This window comes from Longimycelium tulufanense (genome assembly GCF_014645795.1).
GTDB classification, from domain to species: Bacteria; Actinomycetota; Actinomycetes; order Mycobacteriales; family Pseudonocardiaceae; genus Longimycelium; species Longimycelium tulufanense.
In genome coordinates, this window is sequence record NZ_BMMK01000048.1 from 15,072 (window position 1) to 33,083 (window position 18,012).

Genomic DNA, 18,012 nt, shown 5'->3' on the forward strand with positions numbered 1-18,012 from the left:
GCTGTCCCCGACAGTTCTGGACATCCATCGAGTGGAGTTCCCGGCAGAAGCGGCATTCGGCCGGCCCCCGCACGGTAGCTTGATCGAAAAGCGTTCGTGGGGGCGAGGTGTGCGGAGGGTGTCGGAGCCGGGGAGCCGAGACGTTCCGGAGGCCGCGAAACGACTGGGCGAGTTGGGGCGCCGTCTGGGGACGGCCACCGTGTTCTACCACGCCGAGGTCGCAACACTGCTGGGATTGTCGCTGACCGACTACAAGTGTCTCGACTTCGTCCTCCAGGCGGAGCGGCCGATCACCGCCGGACGGCTCGCGGAGCTCTCCGGACTGTCCACCGGTGCCGTCACCGGGGTGGTCGACCGACTGGAGCGCGCCGGCTACGTACGTCGGGTGCGCGACCCCTTCGACCGGCGCAAGGTGCTGGTCGAGCCGGTGCCGCGGAACCGGACCGGCGTCCGGTCGGTTTTCGACGGCCTGATCCGCTCGTTGGAGTCCGTGGTCAGTCGGAGCAGCCCCGCCGAGCTCGCCGCGATCATCGCGTTCGTCGAGGAGATGACCGAGGTGTTCCGGCGGGAGGCCGCGGCGCTGCAGGTGGCGCCGGAGGTCAGGCGGCAACGTCGCGTCGTCGACGCCTGACCTCCGGTCCCCACACCCGCCACAAGGCTTCTTGCGGGCCCGTGACGGCGAGGGAGAGACAACCCGCCACCGTCGTTGGCCGCAGCCGCGCCCTGGCCGCACGCAGGGTCAGGCCGGCTCCGGTACCTGGGGCAGCGAGGTCAGGCACTCCTGGATCCGCTCGTCCGGCGGCTCGTAGTCCGCCAGCTTTCCGGCCAGGAAGTCGTCGAACGCGCCCATGTCGAAGTGGCCCACCCCGGAGAGGTTGAAGACGATCGTTCTGGGTTCCCCCGCAACGCGGGCCGCGAGCGCTTCGTCGACTGCCGCGCGCAGCGCGTGCGACGACTCCGGCGCAATGATGAACCCTTCGCTGCGCGCGAACCGGACCGCCTCGGTGAACACGTCGCCTTGCGAGTAGGCCCGCGCCTCGATGTGGCCTTGGTCGGCAAGCAGGCAGAGTGAGGGAGCGTCGGCGTGATGTCGCAGTCCCCCGGCGTGAATCGGTGGTGGCATGAAGGTGTTGCCGACCGTGTGCATCAGCATCACCGGTGAGGTGCGTGCCGTGTCAGGGTAGTCGTAGGCGTACTTTCCCCTGGTCAAGGTCGGACAGGCATCGGGCTCGGCGGCCACGAAGCGGGTGCGGGGCTTCCTCCCTGCGAGCCGGTCCTGCAGGAACGGGTAGGTGAAGCCACCGAAGTTGGAGCCACCCCCCACGCACGCCACGACGACGTCGGGGTAGTCACCGGCCAGCTCCATCTGTTTCTTCGCCTCGAGCCCAATCACCGTCTGGTGCATCAGCACGTAGTTCATCACCGATCCCGGCGCGAACTTCGTGTCGTCGCGACCGGCCGCTTCCTCGGTCGCCTCGCTGATGGACATCGCCAGGCTGCCCGGTGAGTCCGGATCCTCGGCCAGGATCGCCCGCCCCGCCGCGGTGCGGTCGGTCGGTGACGGGAAGACCGTGGCGCCCCACGTCTCCATCATCACCCGGCGGTATGGCTTCTGGTGGTACGACGACTTGACCATGTACACGGTCACGTCGAGATCGAAGACACTACCGGCGAACGCGAGAGCGGAGCCCCACTGGCCGGCACCGGTCTCGGTGGTGAGCCGCTTCGTGCCTTCCAGCTTGTTGTAGTACGCCTGTGCGATGGCGGTGTTCGGCTTGTGCGACCCGGCCGGAGAGACGCCTTCGAACTTGTAGTAGATCTTGGCGGACGTGTCCAGGGCACGCTCCAACCGGTCCGCCCGGTACAACGGTGAGGGACGCCAGATCTCGTAGATCTCGCGCACCCGGTCTGGAATCTCGACCCAGCGCTCGGTCGAGAACTCCTGCCTGATGAGCGCCTGCGGTAACAGTGGCGCGAAGAACTCGGGCCCGAGCGGCTCGAGGGTCTGCGGGTGCAGGTAGGGCGCCGGCCGGCTCGGGAGGTCCGCGACGATGTTGTACCACCGGTCCGGCAGGTCGCTGTGTGGGAGCACGATCCTTTTCATCGCAGGTCATTTCCTTCCCGCTGGAGTCAACTGTCGAGCACTCTTGTCCCACAGCCCGAGCACGATTCCGGACCCCACCACCAGTGCCCCCAGCACGTGGCCCCAGGTGGGCGTGCCGGTACCGATCAGGGCAGTGATACCCACCGCGCTGAACGGCACCAACCCGGTGAACAGTCCGAACCGTTCGGGGCCGAGCAGGCCGAGACTGCCGAACCAACACACGTAGGCGAGCGCCGTCGCCCCCCAGGCGAGCCAGGCCAGCGCGAGCCACTCTTCGGTTGTGGGCATCCGCATCTCCCCGGTCACCACTGTGCCAAGGGCGCAGAGCACCACGGCGGCGGCACAGGCGTAAGTGGAAACCCGCATCGCTCCGATACGACGCACCAGTTGCACCGACAGCAAGGCGAAAGCGGTCTCTCCCGCCAGCGCACCGATCGAGAGCAGGACACCGGACAACGAGCCGCCCCCAATCCCTTGTGCCAACACCACACCCGCGGTGACGACCACGGCGGCGAACACGATCCGGACGGACGGGACCCGACGAGCGAGTAGGGGACCCACCACCGCCAGCACGATTGGGGCTCCGCCCACGATCACCCCGACCAGCGCCGGATCGGCACGCCGCTCCGCCGCCAAGGCGAACAGGTTGAACCCCACCATTCCCGTGAGCGACATCGCCAGCAGGCGTCCGTAGTCGCGCAGTGTCAGCCGCCTGTTCGACGAACTGTCCGACCCGGCCGCCACATCAAGTTTGGGGATCATCCGCAGGACAATCGCCAACACCAACATCGCGCCGCCATAACGCAGACCCTGTCCCAAGTAGAACGGATAGTCCCGGAGCGCGGCCAGAACCGCGACCGAGCTTCCCACCAGGATCTGAGCGACAGCGGCCAGCACACTTCCGCGGAGCATGACCGGAAAGCTAAGACTGGCGAAGAAGCGACGTCGAGGACCACTTCGCCGCACAGCTCTTGGGCCACCTTGGTCGTGTGCTGCTCCCCATGGATGACGCCCCCTCGGTCTCGGCTCCCCCATCAAAGCTGGCCCTGCCGTGTGTCATCCAGACCAGATCCGATGTCTGCGAGCAGACCACCCGCTCCAACAGCGGCCCCGCCCCACCCGATGAGCCACTTGGCGGGCGGCGGCGCGGCTGCCGGTCGGTTCGCGCCGCCGGACCTGGTTGTCGGACCGAGTGGCGCACCGGCCAGACTTCCGGGACTCGCCCTACCGGTCGCGGTTCTCGTTGCCACCCGCGATTTTACGCCGTTACTCCTGAGGGGTGGCTCCGCTTGTCGCCGCACACAGCGGCCTTATCTGGTCCGGGTTGACGCGCTTCGCCTGGTCTGGCGACCGGTACGCGCACGGCAGATGCTGGTTCCACCTCCGGTGCTTTGCAGACCGTCGCGTGGTCCTGGGGGCGCTGCTCACCGTCGGGAGCGGCCGCCACGCGACCTCAGTAGCACGCGCGCAGGAGCCAACGTGACTTATCACGAACCAGCTCGGCCAACACACGACCGTCCTCGCAGTATCGGCGTCATTGGCATCGGTTACACCGGTCTTCCGCTCGCCGTGGCCTTCGCGGCGGCCGGCGTACCGGTGACCTGCTACGACATAGACGAGGCCAAGGTCGACGCCGTCAAACGCAGACGGTCCTACCTTCCGGACGTCACCGACGACGAGCTGATTTCACTGGGAGGTCGGCTCACGGCGACCAACGATCCCGACCCGCTATCCACCGTGGACAGTGTGGTCATCTGCGTACCCACTCCGCTGACCCGGGCTGGTGAGCCCGATCTCCACTTCGTCAACGCGAGCCTCGACCTGCTGGGCGAACGCCTGCGGCCGGGGATGCTCGTCGTACTCCAGTCCACCGCCCCGCCCGGCACGACCACTGCTGCCGCCGACCGTCTCGCCGAGTGCAGCGGCCTGCGTCCCGGCAAGGACTTCAACCTGGCCTACTCACCGGAACGAATCGACCCGGCGAACAAGCACGGCTGGCGGTTGGCGAACACTCCGAAGCTGGTTGGTGGCCTGACCCGAGAGTGCACGACGCGTGCCCGTCGACTCCTCGAGCTGGTCTGCACGAAGGTGGTTCCGGTCTCGAGCCCGGAGGTTGCCGAGACCGCCAAGGTTTTCGAGAACACCTTCCGCCTGGTCAACATCGCGCTCACCTACGAGCTGGCCGACCTGTGCCGCGGGCTACGGATCCCGGTCCGGGAGGTGATCGCTGCGGCGTCGACCAAGCCGTTCGGCTTCCTGCCGCACTGGCCCGGTCCGGGTGTCGGTGGCGAGTGCATCGCGGTCGATCCGTTGTTCCTGCAGGCCGTCGCCCCTCGAGCCGCCGCACGGCTGCCTCTGCTCGAAGCCGCCTACCTGCATGTCCTGCGTCGGCCGATCCAGGTGGTGGACCGGTTGGAGGCGCTGCTCAGGGATGCCGGCAGCGACCTGTCCGGCAGCCGGGTGCTGGTGGTCGGCGTCGCCTACAAGCCGGGCGTTCCCGACACCCGCAACTCGCCGGCCCTGGGAGTCATCCGCGAGCTGCGTCGACGCCAGGCAAAGCCGACCTACACCGATCCGATCGTCGGAGATCTTGTTGTCGACGGTGAGGCGGTCCCCAGGGTCGAATGGGAACGCGATGCCGTCGCGGCACACGACTGTCTCGTGTTGATCACTCCGCACGAGGAGATCATGAAACGGCCGCTGTGGTACGCGGCACCGCTGCTGTTGGACACCTGGCAGCTGGTGCACAGCGGTGACGGGGTGGCGCACCTATGACCCACGCCCAACTGCTACGACCTGTCATCGTCGGCTATGGCAGGGCAGGTCGGGACCTGCACCACCGGAGCCTGCGAACCCTTGCCGAGCGTGGCACGTTGCGGACCGGTGAAGTCATCGTCGTCGATCCCCGGCATCCGGCTGACCTCCTGCCGGGGACGACCTGGTTCCCCACCCCTGGCGGGGCGTTCGACCATCTCACGGACCCCACCCTCGGGGTCTTCCACATCACCGCACCGGCCGGTACGCACATTCCACTGGCCACCCAACTGCTCGATCTGGGTGCACGATGCCTCGTCCTGGAGAAGCCCATTGCGGGCAGCCACAGCGAGGCTCGCCAGCTCGCGGCGCAGGCCGCTCGACGGGGTGCACAGCTTATCCCGGTCAGCGTCTGGCCGGCGAGTCAGATCACCCGGCAGGTCACGGAATTGCTCACGGCAGGCCGGATCGGCACGCCGCAGATGCTGTACATGGAGCAGAGCAAGCCGCGGTTCCGACGCACTATCACCGACCGCGGTCACCGAAACGCTCTCGAGATCGAGTTACCACATCAGGTCGTACTCGCGCTGTATCTCGGCGGTGAGGTCACCGAGATCACCGAGGTGCGGACCTGGTCGATGCCGCTTCCCACGAAAACTCTGGCAGCCATGGGCGGGGTACGACTCGTGTTACGGCACCGCAGCGGTGCAACCAGCACTCTGGTCAGCGACCTGACCTCGTCGATCCGCATCCGGCGCCTGCGTATCACCGGGACCTCCGGCGAGCTGCGAGCCGACTTTCCGATCAGTTCGGAGGACGACTTCGGGCAACTGCGGGTGACCGGGGAACCAGGGCGCCGAGTGGTGCAGGACGCGCCGCTTACCCGCTTTCTCGAGCTGGTCTACGCACACCTTGACGGCACGCTGGAGCGGCCACCACCGTGCGGGCTCGACATTCACCTGCGCGCGGTCGAACTGGTGGAAGCCGCCACGCTGGCCGTCCACGGCAAGGAGGACCTAACGTGCTGACCGACACCACTGTGCCCTTCTTCTCGGGTGCGGCATCCGTTCGTCGTGACTGGTCCCGTATTTCCCACCGTGTTCGGAAGATTGTCCGGCGCGGCCGGTTCACCTCCCATGAGATGGTGCATCAGCTCGAGAAGGCGATCAAGGAATACACCGGGGCACAACACGCGATCGCGTGCAACAGTGGGACCGACGCGCTGATCCTCGCGCTCCGGGCTGCCGGGGTCGGCCCCGGCGACGAGGTGATTCTGCCGACGTACACGTTCTTCGCCAGTGTCTCCTCGGTGATCCATGTCGGAGCTGATCCGGTGCTGGTCGACATCGTGCCCGGCTCCTACGCGATCGATCCGGACCGGGCCGCCGCCGCCGTCACGTCGCGCACGAAAGCAATCATGCCCGTACACCTGTTCAACCAGACGGCTGACCTGGCCACGCTCTGCGACCTTGCCGAGGAACTCGGGCTACAGGTGATCGAGGACAGCGCGGAGGCCATCGGTATGCGGGTCGCGGGAAGGCACGCGGGGCGGTGGGGAACGGCCGGCGTGTTGTCCTTCTTCCCCACCAAGACACTGGGCGCGCTCGGCGACGCGGGCATGGTCCTGACCGACAACGAGGACATCGCCGGCCGGGTACGACGCGCCCGCTGTCACGGCGAAGCCACCGAGCTCAGGCACACCTACCTCGAGCTCGGCTGGAACAGTCGGTGCGACGAGCTGCAGGCGGCAGTTCTGTTGACCCGTCTGGAGAGGCTTGACCAGGACATCCTGCGCCGCGCACAGCTGGCGCAACGATACAGCGAACGCCTCGCTCGGCTGCCTCAGGTCACCATCCCGTGGCAAGCCCCGGCCAAACACCAGAGCAACCTCGTCTGGTACGTGTACCTGTTGGAAACCGAACGGCGCGACGAACTGGTCGACTTCCTCGCGGATCACGACGTCGGAACCGAGGTCTACTACCCGCGTCCGCTTTCCCATCAGCCGTGCCTGCGGCACCTTCCAGGCGCTCGTCACCCGGTGCCCGTCGCCAGGGCGGCAAGCCGCCGTGCGGTGGGCCTGCCGCTCTACCCCGACCTCACCGATGAGCAGGTGGACCTCGTCTGCGAGCTGATCGAGAAGTTCCATGGAGGACGCGATGAGTGAGGCACTGCATTACCACGGGTGGACGCGTCGGTACGCACACCAGGTGGACGAGATCCTCGACGTGCTTCGCGATATCAGCGACTCGGACGAGTTCATCCTGAAGTCCCGAGTGACAGCGCTGGAATCCGCAATTGCGCAACGTACCGGTGCCACACACGCCATCGCCTGCGCAAGCGGCACCGGTGCCCTGACGCTGGTGCTGTCCGCGCTGTCCATCGGGCCGGGAGACGAGGTCATCACACCGGCCTTCTCGTTCATCTCCTCCGCCAGTACCATCGCGTTGACCGGGGCCAAGCCGGTGTTCGTCGACGTCGAACCGGAAACCGCCACGCTCGACCCGGCCGGGGTCGAGCCGGCCATCACCGACGCGACCCGTGCTGTCCTACCCGCTCATCTCTTCTCCTGCACCGCACCCATGTCCGTGCTCCGAGCCATCGCCGACCGGCACGGGCTGAGCTTGATCGAGGACAGTGCGGTGAGTCTGGGCGCAGAGGTGGATGGCAGACCGGCCGGACGGCATGGCGATGCGGGGGTCTATTCGTTCTTCCCCGGCAAGCCGCTCGGCGGCATTGGCGATGGCGGGATGGTGATCACGGACCACGAGACGCTGGCCACGGCATGTCGCCAGCTACGCAACCACGGCATGGATCTCAAGGTGCGCTTCCTGCACCACAAGGTCGGATTCAACTGCAGAATGGACGAACTCGTCGCCGGATATCTCCTGCGCCAGCTGCCGACTCTCGACAACGTGCTGGAGGAACGGCGGACACTCGCCCAGCACTATGAGGAACGCCTGCGACCACTCGCACCGGATCTACTTCCACCACCTCCAGATTTCACCGGCAGGGCTGTGTACACCTACGTCGTTCGGGCCAAAGAGCGTGCACGGCTGCGCGACCATCTCGGGAAGGTGGGGATCACAACCGAGGTCTATTACCCCCACCCGTTGCATCTACAACGTGTCTTCAGGGATCTCGGTTACCAGCGGGGTGACTTCCCTGTCGCGGAGCAATTGGCTGAGGAGAGCCTGGCGCTGCCCCTCTATCAAGGGCTACCGCTGGCGGATGTCGAGCGGGTTACCGACGCGGTCACCGAGTTCTACGGCAGGCGACCATGATCAACCTTGCTGGGCGTGTCTGCGGCATTGGTGACGAGGCCGCTCCCGGGTCACGCGACCAGATCCGGATCCATCAACAAGCGGGCCTGACGGGGGTCGAGTTACGCACGGTGGAGGGCAGAGGAATACACGACCTCACCACCGAGGAAGTGGGATCGTTGGCGGACTCCCTCGCCGAAGCGCGCATGGTGGTCCCCGTGGTGGACACCCCGCTCGGGAGTTGGGCCGTCTCGGTGGGTACCGACCTCGACGCCGAGATCGATGTGTTGCGGAGAGCCGCCCGTCACGCTTCGATGCTGGGTTGCCGAAGACTGCGGGTGATGTCCTACCCGAACGACGGTAGAGCTGAGCCGGAGTGGCGCGCCGAGTCCCTGCGCCGGATGAGGGTGCTCGCCTCGATCGCAGAAGACCTGGACGTCCTCTTACTTCACGAGAACTGTCATGGTTGGGGTAGTCAGAGCCACGATCACACGCTGGCAATGTTGTCCTATGTAGACAGTAAGCGCCTACGGCTCGTGTTCGACATGGGCAACGGCATTGCCTATGGCTACGAACCCGTGTCCTTCCTGAGGGAGGTGCTTGCCTGGGTGGACCACGTGCACGTCAAGGACGCACGGAAGGACCCTGGCGACGGAGCCGTCTTCGTCATGCCTGGACAGGGCGAGGCAGACGTCGCTGGCTGCGTACGGTTGCTGGAACAGTCCGGCTATCGTGGTTGGTACAGTGTCGAGCCACACATCGCGCTGATCCCGCATCTCGGCGTTTCCGCAGATCCAGCTCGGTGCCAGGCCGTTCATCGTCGCTATGTCCAGGAGTTCCTCGACCTCGTGCGAGGGCTCGATGGGTGACGTCCAGCTCAGCGGAAAGGACCTGGCCTGGCTCAGCGAGCTTATGTCGGTACCCAGCGTCTCTCCCCTGGAAGGCGGAGATCCCCGCGAGGTCGTCGGCGCCCAGCAGTGCTTCCTCACGGGCGCCGTGGAACGCGGACTGCGCAAGCACCGGTGGGACAGTCCGCCGGCCACGGATCTGGAACTACCCGGTGTCCCCGCCCAGGTGCGAGCGGCGGCCGCTGTTGATCCCAAGAGGTTCCTCGCAACTCAGCCGTCGGTGGTGGTCGGTATCGGGCGGCGACAGCCCCCACATCGCCGGCTCGTCATCAACTTCCACATCGACACCGTGAGCCCGCACATACCGCCCAAGACCGTCGGTCGGACCCTGTACGGCAGGGGCGCGGTGGATGACAAGGGACCCGGCGTTGCCGCGGTGGTCGGTGTAGCGGCGGCCTTCTCCTCCGATCCACTACTCGCAGACGATCTCGAGGTACAGGTCGCCAGTGTCCCTGGTGAGGAGGGCGGGGCAATGGGCGTTTACGGCACGCGCTGGCTGGTTCGGAGCGGGTGCGTCGGCCGGCTCATGCTGTTCGCCGAGCCCACCGGATGCCGGTCGCTCGACGCCTGTAGCGCCGCAATGACCCCGATGTTGGTCGTACAGGGCATGGACAGCACCGACGATCGTCCCGAACAGGGCCACAACGCAACACTCGCGTTGGGGTTCCTGGCCACCCGGTTGATGGAGGACCTCAGCCCACTCGCCCAACACCACGGTGCGAAGCTCTGCCTCTCCGGCGTGCATACCGGGCGGTTCCACAACCGGGTTTACGGCACGGGCGAGCTGAAGTTGAACATCGCCTACTACGACCAGGACGCCGCGAGCAAGCTTGCCGAAGCAGTGCACCAGGTCGTTGCCGGAGTGGGGAAGGAGTTCGTCCACCGCTTCGGGAACCATCCCGTGGCACGGCGTCTCGCGACCGACTGGGCCGACGTGGTGCGGCTGGAATGGCTCAAACGCGATCTTCCGCCGCTGTCCAACCGTGATCACGAAATGGAGTCACTGCTCTATGCCGTGGGCCTTCCACGACACGACGGCACCGCGGATGGTTCGGCGTTCACCTGTGACGCGATATGGGCCTCCGGGCCTGGACGTTACGTGATCGTCTGCGGGCCGGGCCAACTCGACAGCAACGGCGCACACACGCCACGGGAACACGTCCCGCTCGACGATCTCGACGAATATGCCACCCGCATACGGGACCTGGTTCTGGGGTTTGCGGACCATGTAAGGGGAGCCAACTCGAATGACAACTCGGATCAACTCCAAGACACTACGTAACTTCGTCGTGACGGTCTTCGAGAGATGTGGGCTTCGCCGGACCGCGGCAGAGACAGCGGCGGCCGTCGTGTGCTACGCGGACGAGCGTGGCTTCACCACGCACGGCTGCAACGCTCTCGTCAACACCTATGTGCCGAGGTTGCGTGACGGCCGGATCAGTCCAAGCGCACGACCAGAGGTGCTCATGGAAACTCCGGCCGGCGCGACCTTGGACGGGCAGGGTGGTCTTGGGCTGGTGACAATGACCCGCGCGGTCGACATGGCCAGCCGTAAGGCACACACACACGGTGTCGGCGCGGTGGCCGTTCGCAACAGCAGCCACTTCGGCAGCGCCGGCTACTACACCCACCGACTAGCCAGGTCCGGGCTGGTGGGCATCGCCATGACGAACTGTGGAGCGCAGGGCGTCGTCCCACCGCTGGGTGGCGCGATACGCCTGCTTGGCACCAACCCGTTGTCCGCCGCGGTGCCTTCGGCACGGCGACCACCCTTCGTGCTGGACATGAGCACCACGGTGGTCGCCACCGGGAAGCTCGCCCTGGCACGTGCGGAGCAGCGCGAGGTACCGCCCGGCTGGCTGATCGGGCGCAACGGCGAAGACGTCACCGATCCGGCGGCCTATTTCAACGGAAGCGCCGATGTCGCATGGCTTGGCGGGCGGATAACCACCGGTGGCGCAAAGGGCTACGGTCTCGCCCTTCTTGTCGACCTGCTGTGTGGCCCCCTGGCCGGTGCGTCCTTCGGACCGCGACGGGACGCGCTGTCCGGTCCGCCCGCGGAGGACCACGACGTCGGGCACTTCGCCTTGGCGATCGACCCGACAGCATTCGACAAAACCGGTCAGTTCCTTGACTCCGTCGACGAGGTACTCGGCACCGTGGAGAGCTGCCCGCCGTCCAACAGCGGCTCGGTGACCTACCCCGGTGCTCCAGAAGCGCGACGGGCGAACGAGGCCGAGGAACAGGGTGTCGCACTATCCGATCAGGTGATGGAGAAGCTTCTTCAGCTCGCTGAAGAACTCGGGATTCCGGAACTGTTCCAGGAGGTGCTCCCAGGATGAAGATCGGTGTTTTGGGTCTCGGCGCGATCGCGCCGTTCTTCCTCCGGGCCATCGAGCAGGATCCACAGGTGACCCTGGCAGCCGTGTGCGATCGGGACAGGGAGAAGATCCTGCCGTTCACCGAACGCGGAGTTCCCGGGTTCGACAGCGTCGAGGCGCTGTTGGACGCGGGTCACGTCGATGCCTTGGTCATCACGCTCCCCAACAACCTGCACGCGGATGTTGCGGTGCAGGCACTGGAACGAGGGATCGCGGTCTGCTGCGAGAAGCCGCTCACCGTCACCAGCACGGACGCTGACCGTGTTGTGGCCGCGGCAAGGCGTGGCAAGGCGACGTTGTTCACCGCGTTCCACCGGCGTTACAACAGGAACTTGCACAATCTCGCCGCTCAGCTACCCAAGAACCCGGCGGAGATCACACTGGTCAGGGCGCGGTACCACGAGAACATCACCGAGCACACCGGCGGTGATCAGTGGTACCTGGATCCTCTCCGCTGCGGAGGTGGATGCCTGATTGACAACGGTCCGAACGCACTGGATACGGTACGCTTCCTCGTTGGCGATCTACGGGTGGTCGATGCCACCATCGGCGATGTGCGTACCGGATGCGAGCACTACGCCGAAGTCGCCCTCGAGGGTGCGAATGGTGTTCCGGTCCAGGTAGAGCTGGACTGGGCGCTTCCCACCGGTGAGCTCAAGGACGTGACCGTCGAGACTCGCGATGGCCGTCTGTTGCGCGCCGACATGCTCGGCGGATTCGAGGAATTCAAGTCCTCCTTGGACCATGAGTACGTCGGGATTCTGGCCGACTTCCGTCGGGCGGTTGCGCTCGGTACCGACCATGTCGATGCCGGGCCCGAGATCGTTCGGCTGGTCTCCGATGCCTACACGATAGCCAGGAGGAAAGAAACCCGGGCTCGCATGACGGCAAAGAACGCTGTCGTCGCCCGGGTGGTGAAGCTGCTGTTCCACAGCCGTGCTGAGCGCGGGATGTCCATGTCCCCGTGGTTGTCCCGGTGTGTACCCGCAGGGCAGATCCACGAGCTGGTCACGACGACGGATCGCCCGACCAGGCCGGGCGACCGGGTGGACCGGGTGGGATTCCTCGGCTTCGCCGAGTTCCACGACCCCGCTGTCGTCGAACGCGGCGACGAGGTCTGGCTCGGCGATGGCCGGCGAATCGGGGTCGTCGCCGGCTTTGACGAATGCCACGCACCGAACCACTACAACATCCTTATCGACACCGAGCGCTTGCTGACCGCCGCAGATCTGGACCTGCGCCCTGGCGACCAGATCTGCTTCCGGGCGACGACCGGTGAGTGAGGCTTACCCGTCTCCTGCGGGAACACACGACCGTAGGCACAGGTCTGGCTTCGGCTGGCTGGCCGCTGCCGTCGCAGGTGATGTTGATAGCCGGTGGTGACCGACCTGACGGTGGTCGCAGAACTCGTTTCAGCCTCGAAGGCTGGTGGCGGGGGCCAGGTGCACGCTCCCCGCGAGATCGTCCGCCGCCGCTGCCAGTATGTGCAACGCCTCGACCAGGATGGTCATCGGCGGGAAGGCATAGCCGACGATCAGGCCGGGTGCAGGGCTGGCATGGCCCAGCCCGAAGTGCGTGACGCCCGGGATCAGGAGCCGTTGCCGGGCCACCCTCGTTACGAGTGACCGTTCGTCCAGACGCGGGGGTAATCGCAGGTAGGCGTGTGCCCCCACGGCTGAACCGCACAACTGCAGGTCCGGTAGGCGTTCCGACAACACGTTCACCAGCGTTCGACGCCGCTCGCGGTAACGCGCCCGCATGCGCCTCAGGTGTCTGTCGAGCCGGCCGGTGCGGATGAACTCGGAGTAGGCGAGCTGCTCGATGCTTCCCGTGCCGAGGTCGTGCCCCTCCCTGGCCCGCTCGAGCTCGCGCACCAGCGTGGGAGGAACGCACAACCAGCCGAGCCGGAGCCCCGGGGCCAGGGTCTTGCTCGCCGTGCCGCCGTAGATGACCCGGCACGGGCTCATGCTCTGCAGTGTCGGCCGCCAGTCACTCGGCTCGTGCCACAGTTCGCCATCATAGTCGTCCTCGATGATCAGTCCGTCCACCCGTTCGGCCCAGTCGAGCAGGGCCGCCCGTCGGTGCGGGGCCAACACCACGCCGGTCGGGAACTGGTGTGCCGGGGTGACCAGAACGGAGCGGGCGGCGCTGCGTTCCAGGGCGGCCACATCAATTCCGTTCTCGTCGACCGGGACGCCGACGGTGCGAAGACCGATCTTTTCGATGAAGTTGCGCAGATAGGGCTGTCCGGGATCCTCGAGGGCGATGGAGTGGATGCCCAGGCGCCGGAGCATGTGGCCGACGAGGGAAAGCCCCTGGGCGAAGCCGACGGTGACCACGACCTGGTCCGGCAGTACCCGTAGCCCCCGCACCCGGCCGAGGTACTGGGCGAGTTCCTCGCGCAGTGCCGGTACCCCGGAGGTCGGTGGGTAGTCCAGATCGAGCCGGCTGGCGCGGCGCAGCACAATTGTCAGACAACCCAGCCATTCCTTTCGGGGGAAGGCGGTGATGTCGGCACCGGTGGGACGCAGGTCCAGGTGCGTCTGCCGCAGGTTGTCGTGCGAGGAGTTCGCGACGTACCTGCCTCGTCGCGAACATTGTTCCGCCCGGTAGGAGACCCAGGTTCCGGAGCGTTGTGAGGAGGCCAACCAGCCCTCGGCGATGAGCTGCTGATATGCCTCGACCACGACGGATCGGGACACATTCAGGTCGGTGGCGAGCTGACGGGTCGACGGCAACCGCACGCCCGGCCGGAGTACCTGGTCCCGGATGAGCTGCTTGATCTGACGAAGCACCTGCTCGGTCAGCGACCCGGACGATCGTCGGTCCACGGTGATGCTCAAGTGCCACGACACGAGACTCCCCCAGATCTAGGTCCCACGCGTGCATGTCCCCGTTTCGCCGAAACCTTATCCCCCGGAAATACACGGGAAACCCAGATCCTTCGGGAGAGGAACACAAATCGCCCGACTGACCCCTTATCTGTCATACCTCAGCCGGCGGTCGGTTCAACACCTACCCCTGGTCGAATGACACCCGAATGCCGCACCGACGCGACGACCGTCCCGAGACACACCAGTGCCGCTGGCGCTGATCCTTCGGCTTGGTCGCCTCGGGAGCCACGGTTGATCGTGCGAAGCTGGTAGGGGGACACCGGATCCGCGGGAGAACAAGTGGTCGGGTGGAACGTCTGAGGTTCAACGAAGTTTCGCCAGTTCGGCGGAGCTAAGCCGCTCCCACAACGTCCGGAACGGGTGCCGTGGGTGGAGGTAGATGTTCAACCCGTGGTAGTCGACCATGGTCAGCGCCTGCACCGCGCTCGCCCGTGCCGCACGCTCGTCGCCCAACCACTCCTGGATGTCCGCGAGGTAAAGCAGATGCAGGGGCAGGTAAGCGATTGTCTGCTGCTTCTGGAGATCCTCGATCGAACCACGCAGATGGCTCAGCCCCACTGCCACCTCACCGGTGCGCGCCAACGCCCAGCCATATGGGCCGCGAATCATCGAGTGCCAGCACCACAGCTCCTGCTCGGCGGCACGGGCGAGCCCGTTGGTTCCGGAGACAAGCGCCTGGCCCACATCCCCGTCGAACGAGGCGAGCATCGCGTCGAAGTAGAGCGCCCCGAGGCGGGCCGCGGGACTGAAGGCGTCGACCGGTGGCATCGCCACGATCTCGATCCGCAGCCGGGACGCGGCGTCGTGCTCACCGAGTAGCCAGCGACACAGTGCCTCGAACGCCCGGCAGCTGATCCGCCAGTCCGACCAGCGGGACACGTTCTCCGACTGCGACCGGCCCCCGTAGAGTCGGTCCGCCAGACCGACCGCCCAGCTCAACTCCCCAACGGCGACGTCGAGCTCACCCCGCAGGCACGCGAGGACGCCCTGTCCGTAGGAGGCGCCGAGCAGGGCCGCCGGATCGCCGGTCGCGCGCGCCTGCTCGAGCATCCGCTGCACCATCTCGGTCACGCCGGAGAGGCGGCCGGACATGAAGTACACGAAGCACAGTCCCCAGAGGACCACCGGCGGTGGAACGAGCTCGCGCTGCTCGCAGATGTCCAGAGCGGTACCGAACTCCTTCTCGGCCTCGTTGGCGCTGAAACCCCATGCCGTCACGGCGATCTGCCCGAGCGCGGTGAACAGTTCGACCTGTCGTCGCATCAGCTCGTCGCTGGGCGGCAGCCGGCGGGCGATCTCGATGGACCGCCGCAGCCACCGCTGTGCGTCCTCGCGCGCCCGACGTTGCGCCGCGTGCTCTGCGGCGCGCTCGGTGTGCCGGAGGACCTCCACGCCGTCAACAAGGGCCCGCGCTGCCCAGAAGTGGTTGGCCACCCGTTCGACGTCGTCGGCCACGCCCGGTCCCCGGTTCGCCAGGACGTGGCCGACCCGGGCGTGCAGCGTGGCTCGCTCCAAGCCGTTGAGGTCGGCGTCGATGCCCTTCTGGATCAGGGCGTGCGCGAAGCGGTAGCGGCCGCGCTCGGTCGGGTCCTCCCGCAACAGCCCACAGTCGATGGCGAGGTCGAGGTGTTGCAGCGTTTCGTCGCCGAGCTGGGTTACCTCGTCCAGCAAGGCCACGTCGAGGTCCTCCCTGGCAACAGCGCACGCCTTGAGGAGGTTCCTTGTGTCGTCGTCGAGCCGCTGGAGCCAGTGGCGTAGCAGGTCCCGCACTCCCGCGGTCAAACGCGTCAGCACCCGGGAGGGGGTCACGAGACGTGGTTCCCTCGTCTCGTCGAGGAATGCCAACAGTTGGGAGACCTGGAAAGGATTGCCACACGTCGCGATGTAGATAGGATCGCCGAGCGCCTCGGCCACACTGACCCCGGCCACGGAGCTGACAAGAGTGTGGACCGCTTCGGGACTGAGCGGACGAAGGTTGAGCACGTCGGCGTCCGTGTCGCGCACGCAGGAGGTTCCTGGTGTCCTGCCCTCGATTTGTGCTCCCGTTTCGGGGACACGTTCGGTGACCACGATGATGAGCGGCATCGTATGGGCCAGGGCTGTCAGCCCGTCCAGCAGGTCGCGGGAGTGGGGATCGGCGGCGTGCACGCCTTCGAGGACGATCGCGAAGGGGTGACGGGATGCCAGCTCGTGCAGCAGGTGATACACGGCCTCGTACTGGTCGAGCGGATTCCGGTTGTCGGTGACCCGCCGTGGCTGCGGCACCGCCCCAGGGTCGGGCAGCCCCATTTCGGGCAGGATGCGCGCCAGGGCGGACCGCACGTCCTCGGGAAGCGCGTCGAGTTCGTCGCGGCGGGCCCTGACGAGCTGCCGCAGCACCTGTACCCAGGGCCAGAACGGTGTTCCCACAGCTTCCTGGCAACGGCCCCAGAACGTCGGCAAACCGCCCGCAGTGGCCTTGCTTTCCCATTCCTGGACCAGCCTCGTCTTGCCGAGTCCGGCCGTACCCCGTACCAACACCACCCGGCCCCGGCCGGCGAGTGCCGCCTCGCCCCACCGCGTCAGCAGGTCGAGTTCGCTTTCACGTTCCAGCAGCGGGTACCGGGCCGTCGGTGGTCGTTCCACCGGCTCGTCACCCGCACCGACTGCGGACGGCACGGGCCGGGGCTCCGCCGTGAGCACGACCGGCGAGGGTGGGGTCGAGGCCGGCGCGGCGTAGTCGCCGCGCAGAATGGCGTTGAACAACTTCTGAAGCTCGGGGCCGGGGTCGACCCCGAGCTCCTCGGCCAACGCCCGACGTGTGCTGTCGTAGACCTTCAGGGCATCGGCCTGCCGTCCGGTACGGCACAACGCCTGCATCAACAGCCAGCTGAGACGCTCGCGGATCGGGTACTTCGTGCGCAATGCCGCCAGCTCCGCCGCGACCGTGGAGGCGTCCCGTCCCTGTGACAGTTCGGCCTCCCACCGCGTCTCCACCGCCAGTAGACGCAGTTCTTCCAGCCGTACTGCCTCCTGCGATGCTTGGTGGCAGTCGCGGACGTCGACGTAGGGTGTGCCCCGCCACAACGCCATGCACTCCTGGAGTGTCCGGCCCGCCTCCCGGTGGTGGCCGTCCAGCAGCAGCCGGCGGCCCTCACCGAGCAGCTGTTCGAACCGGTGTGCGTCGACCTGGTCGGGTTCGACCGCGAGCAGGTAGCCCATCGGTTCCCGGCGCAGGATGCGGTTCCGGCCGCGTGGGGGTCGGTTCGGCTCGAGCCGGCGCCGCAAGTTCGACACGTAGCTGTGCAGGTTGGCCATAGCCTCGGCCGGCGGGTTGCCTGGCCAGACCGCCTCGGTCAGCTGTTCAGGGGTCATGACCTGGCCCGGCGCCAGCAACAGGGCGGCCAACACCGCCCGCTGGCGAGCCGGGCCGAGTTCGACCTGACGGTCTTCGTACGAGACGGCCAACGGCCCTAGGACGCGGAATCGCAAAGCGACGGACACAGCTACCGACTCTCCCATTCCGAACCCCCTGAGAAGCGGCATTTTCACGACGCCCAGACGGAATCCACGCATCACAGTTTCGGCGAGAGCGGTCCGAACATGCAACACGCGACCCCCACGCAGCCGCGCCGAACCCCTGTGGTCTTCGTCCGAGGCTATAAGCACTTAGAGCGTGTCTCACTTGGTGAGTCTCTTGTAGCAGGTGAGGGCGGCGGCCAAGGTCAGAAA

Annotated in this window: 13 protein-coding genes; 9 read left to right on the forward strand and 4 right to left on the reverse strand. The window is 66.6% G+C overall.

What is annotated here, in order from left to right; genetic code table 11:
* Nucleotides 1-118: 118 nt before the first annotated feature.
* A complete protein-coding gene (locus IEY55_RS28675) occupies nt 119-631 on the forward strand; it encodes a MarR family winged helix-turn-helix transcriptional regulator (RefSeq protein ID WP_189061717.1) in 513 nt (170 codons plus the stop codon).
* 108 nt (nt 632-739) lie between these two features.
* Here IEY55_RS28675 and IEY55_RS28680 read toward each other — a convergent pair whose 3' ends face one another.
* Nucleotides 740-2,104, reverse strand: a complete 1,365-nt coding sequence (locus IEY55_RS28680) for a TrpB-like pyridoxal phosphate-dependent enzyme (RefSeq protein WP_189061704.1) — start codon at nt 2,102-2,104, stop codon at nt 740-742.
* 6 nt (nt 2,105-2,110) lie between these two features.
* Nucleotides 2,111-3,016, reverse strand: coding sequence for a DMT family transporter (locus tag IEY55_RS28685; RefSeq protein WP_229686853.1), 906 nt, complete (start codon nt 3,014-3,016; stop codon nt 2,111-2,113).
* Between the two features lie 567 nt (nt 3,017-3,583).
* Here IEY55_RS28685 and IEY55_RS28690 point away from each other — a divergent pair.
* Genes IEY55_RS28690 through IEY55_RS28725 form a run of 8 tightly spaced genes read left to right on the forward strand, consistent with a single transcriptional unit; the run spans nt 3,584 to nt 12,690 of the window.
* On the forward strand, nt 3,584-4,879 hold the full coding sequence (locus IEY55_RS28690; protein ID WP_189061705.1) for a nucleotide sugar dehydrogenase: 1,296 nt from the start codon (nt 3,584-3,586) through the stop codon (nt 4,877-4,879).
* Nucleotides 4,876-5,886, forward strand: a complete 1,011-nt coding sequence (locus IEY55_RS28695; protein ID WP_189061706.1) for a Gfo/Idh/MocA family oxidoreductase — start codon at nt 4,876-4,878, stop codon at nt 5,884-5,886. The genes IEY55_RS28690 and IEY55_RS28695 overlap by 4 nt, the downstream gene beginning before the upstream one ends.
* Before the next feature lie 11 nt (nt 5,887-5,897).
* Entirely contained in the window at nt 5,898-7,022 is a 1,125-nt protein-coding gene (locus IEY55_RS28700; protein WP_268239370.1) for a DegT/DnrJ/EryC1/StrS family aminotransferase, read from the forward strand.
* Between the two features lie 43 nt (nt 7,023-7,065).
* Nucleotides 7,066-8,139, forward strand: a complete 1,074-nt coding sequence (locus tag IEY55_RS28705) for a DegT/DnrJ/EryC1/StrS family aminotransferase (protein ID WP_189061708.1) — start codon at nt 7,066-7,068, stop codon at nt 8,137-8,139.
* Nucleotides 8,136-8,987, forward strand: coding sequence for a sugar phosphate isomerase/epimerase family protein (locus IEY55_RS28710; RefSeq protein WP_189061709.1), 852 nt, complete (start codon nt 8,136-8,138; stop codon nt 8,985-8,987). The genes IEY55_RS28705 and IEY55_RS28710 overlap by 4 nt, the downstream gene beginning before the upstream one ends.
* Nucleotides 8,980-10,308, forward strand: a complete 1,329-nt coding sequence (locus IEY55_RS28715) for a M20/M25/M40 family metallo-hydrolase (RefSeq protein WP_189061710.1) — start codon at nt 8,980-8,982, stop codon at nt 10,306-10,308. The genes IEY55_RS28710 and IEY55_RS28715 overlap by 8 nt, the downstream gene beginning before the upstream one ends.
* Nucleotides 10,274-11,368, forward strand: a complete 1,095-nt coding sequence (locus IEY55_RS28720) for an Ldh family oxidoreductase (protein WP_189061711.1) — start codon at nt 10,274-10,276, stop codon at nt 11,366-11,368. Before IEY55_RS28715 ends, IEY55_RS28720 begins: the two co-directional genes overlap by 35 nt.
* Nucleotides 11,365-12,690 (forward strand): Gfo/Idh/MocA family protein, encoded by a 1,326-nt coding sequence (locus IEY55_RS28725; protein ID WP_189061712.1) that lies wholly within the window; start codon nt 11,365-11,367, stop codon nt 12,688-12,690. The genes IEY55_RS28720 and IEY55_RS28725 overlap by 4 nt, the downstream gene beginning before the upstream one ends.
* Before the next feature lie 129 nt (nt 12,691-12,819).
* Here IEY55_RS28725 and pdxR read toward each other — a convergent pair whose 3' ends face one another.
* Both pdxR and IEY55_RS28735 read right to left on the reverse strand, forming a co-directional pair.
* Nucleotides 12,820-14,262: a MocR-like pyridoxine biosynthesis transcription factor PdxR gene (gene pdxR, locus IEY55_RS28730; protein WP_189061713.1), complete on the reverse strand. Its 1,443-nt coding sequence runs from the start codon at nt 14,260-14,262 to the stop codon at nt 12,820-12,822.
* 342 nt (nt 14,263-14,604) lie between these two features.
* The gene (locus IEY55_RS28735) at nt 14,605-17,748 is read right to left on the reverse strand and encodes an ATP-binding protein (RefSeq protein WP_189061714.1); all 3,144 of its coding nucleotides are present in this window, start codon (nt 17,746-17,748) and stop codon (nt 14,605-14,607) included.
* Between the last annotated feature and the right edge of the window lie 264 nt (nt 17,749-18,012).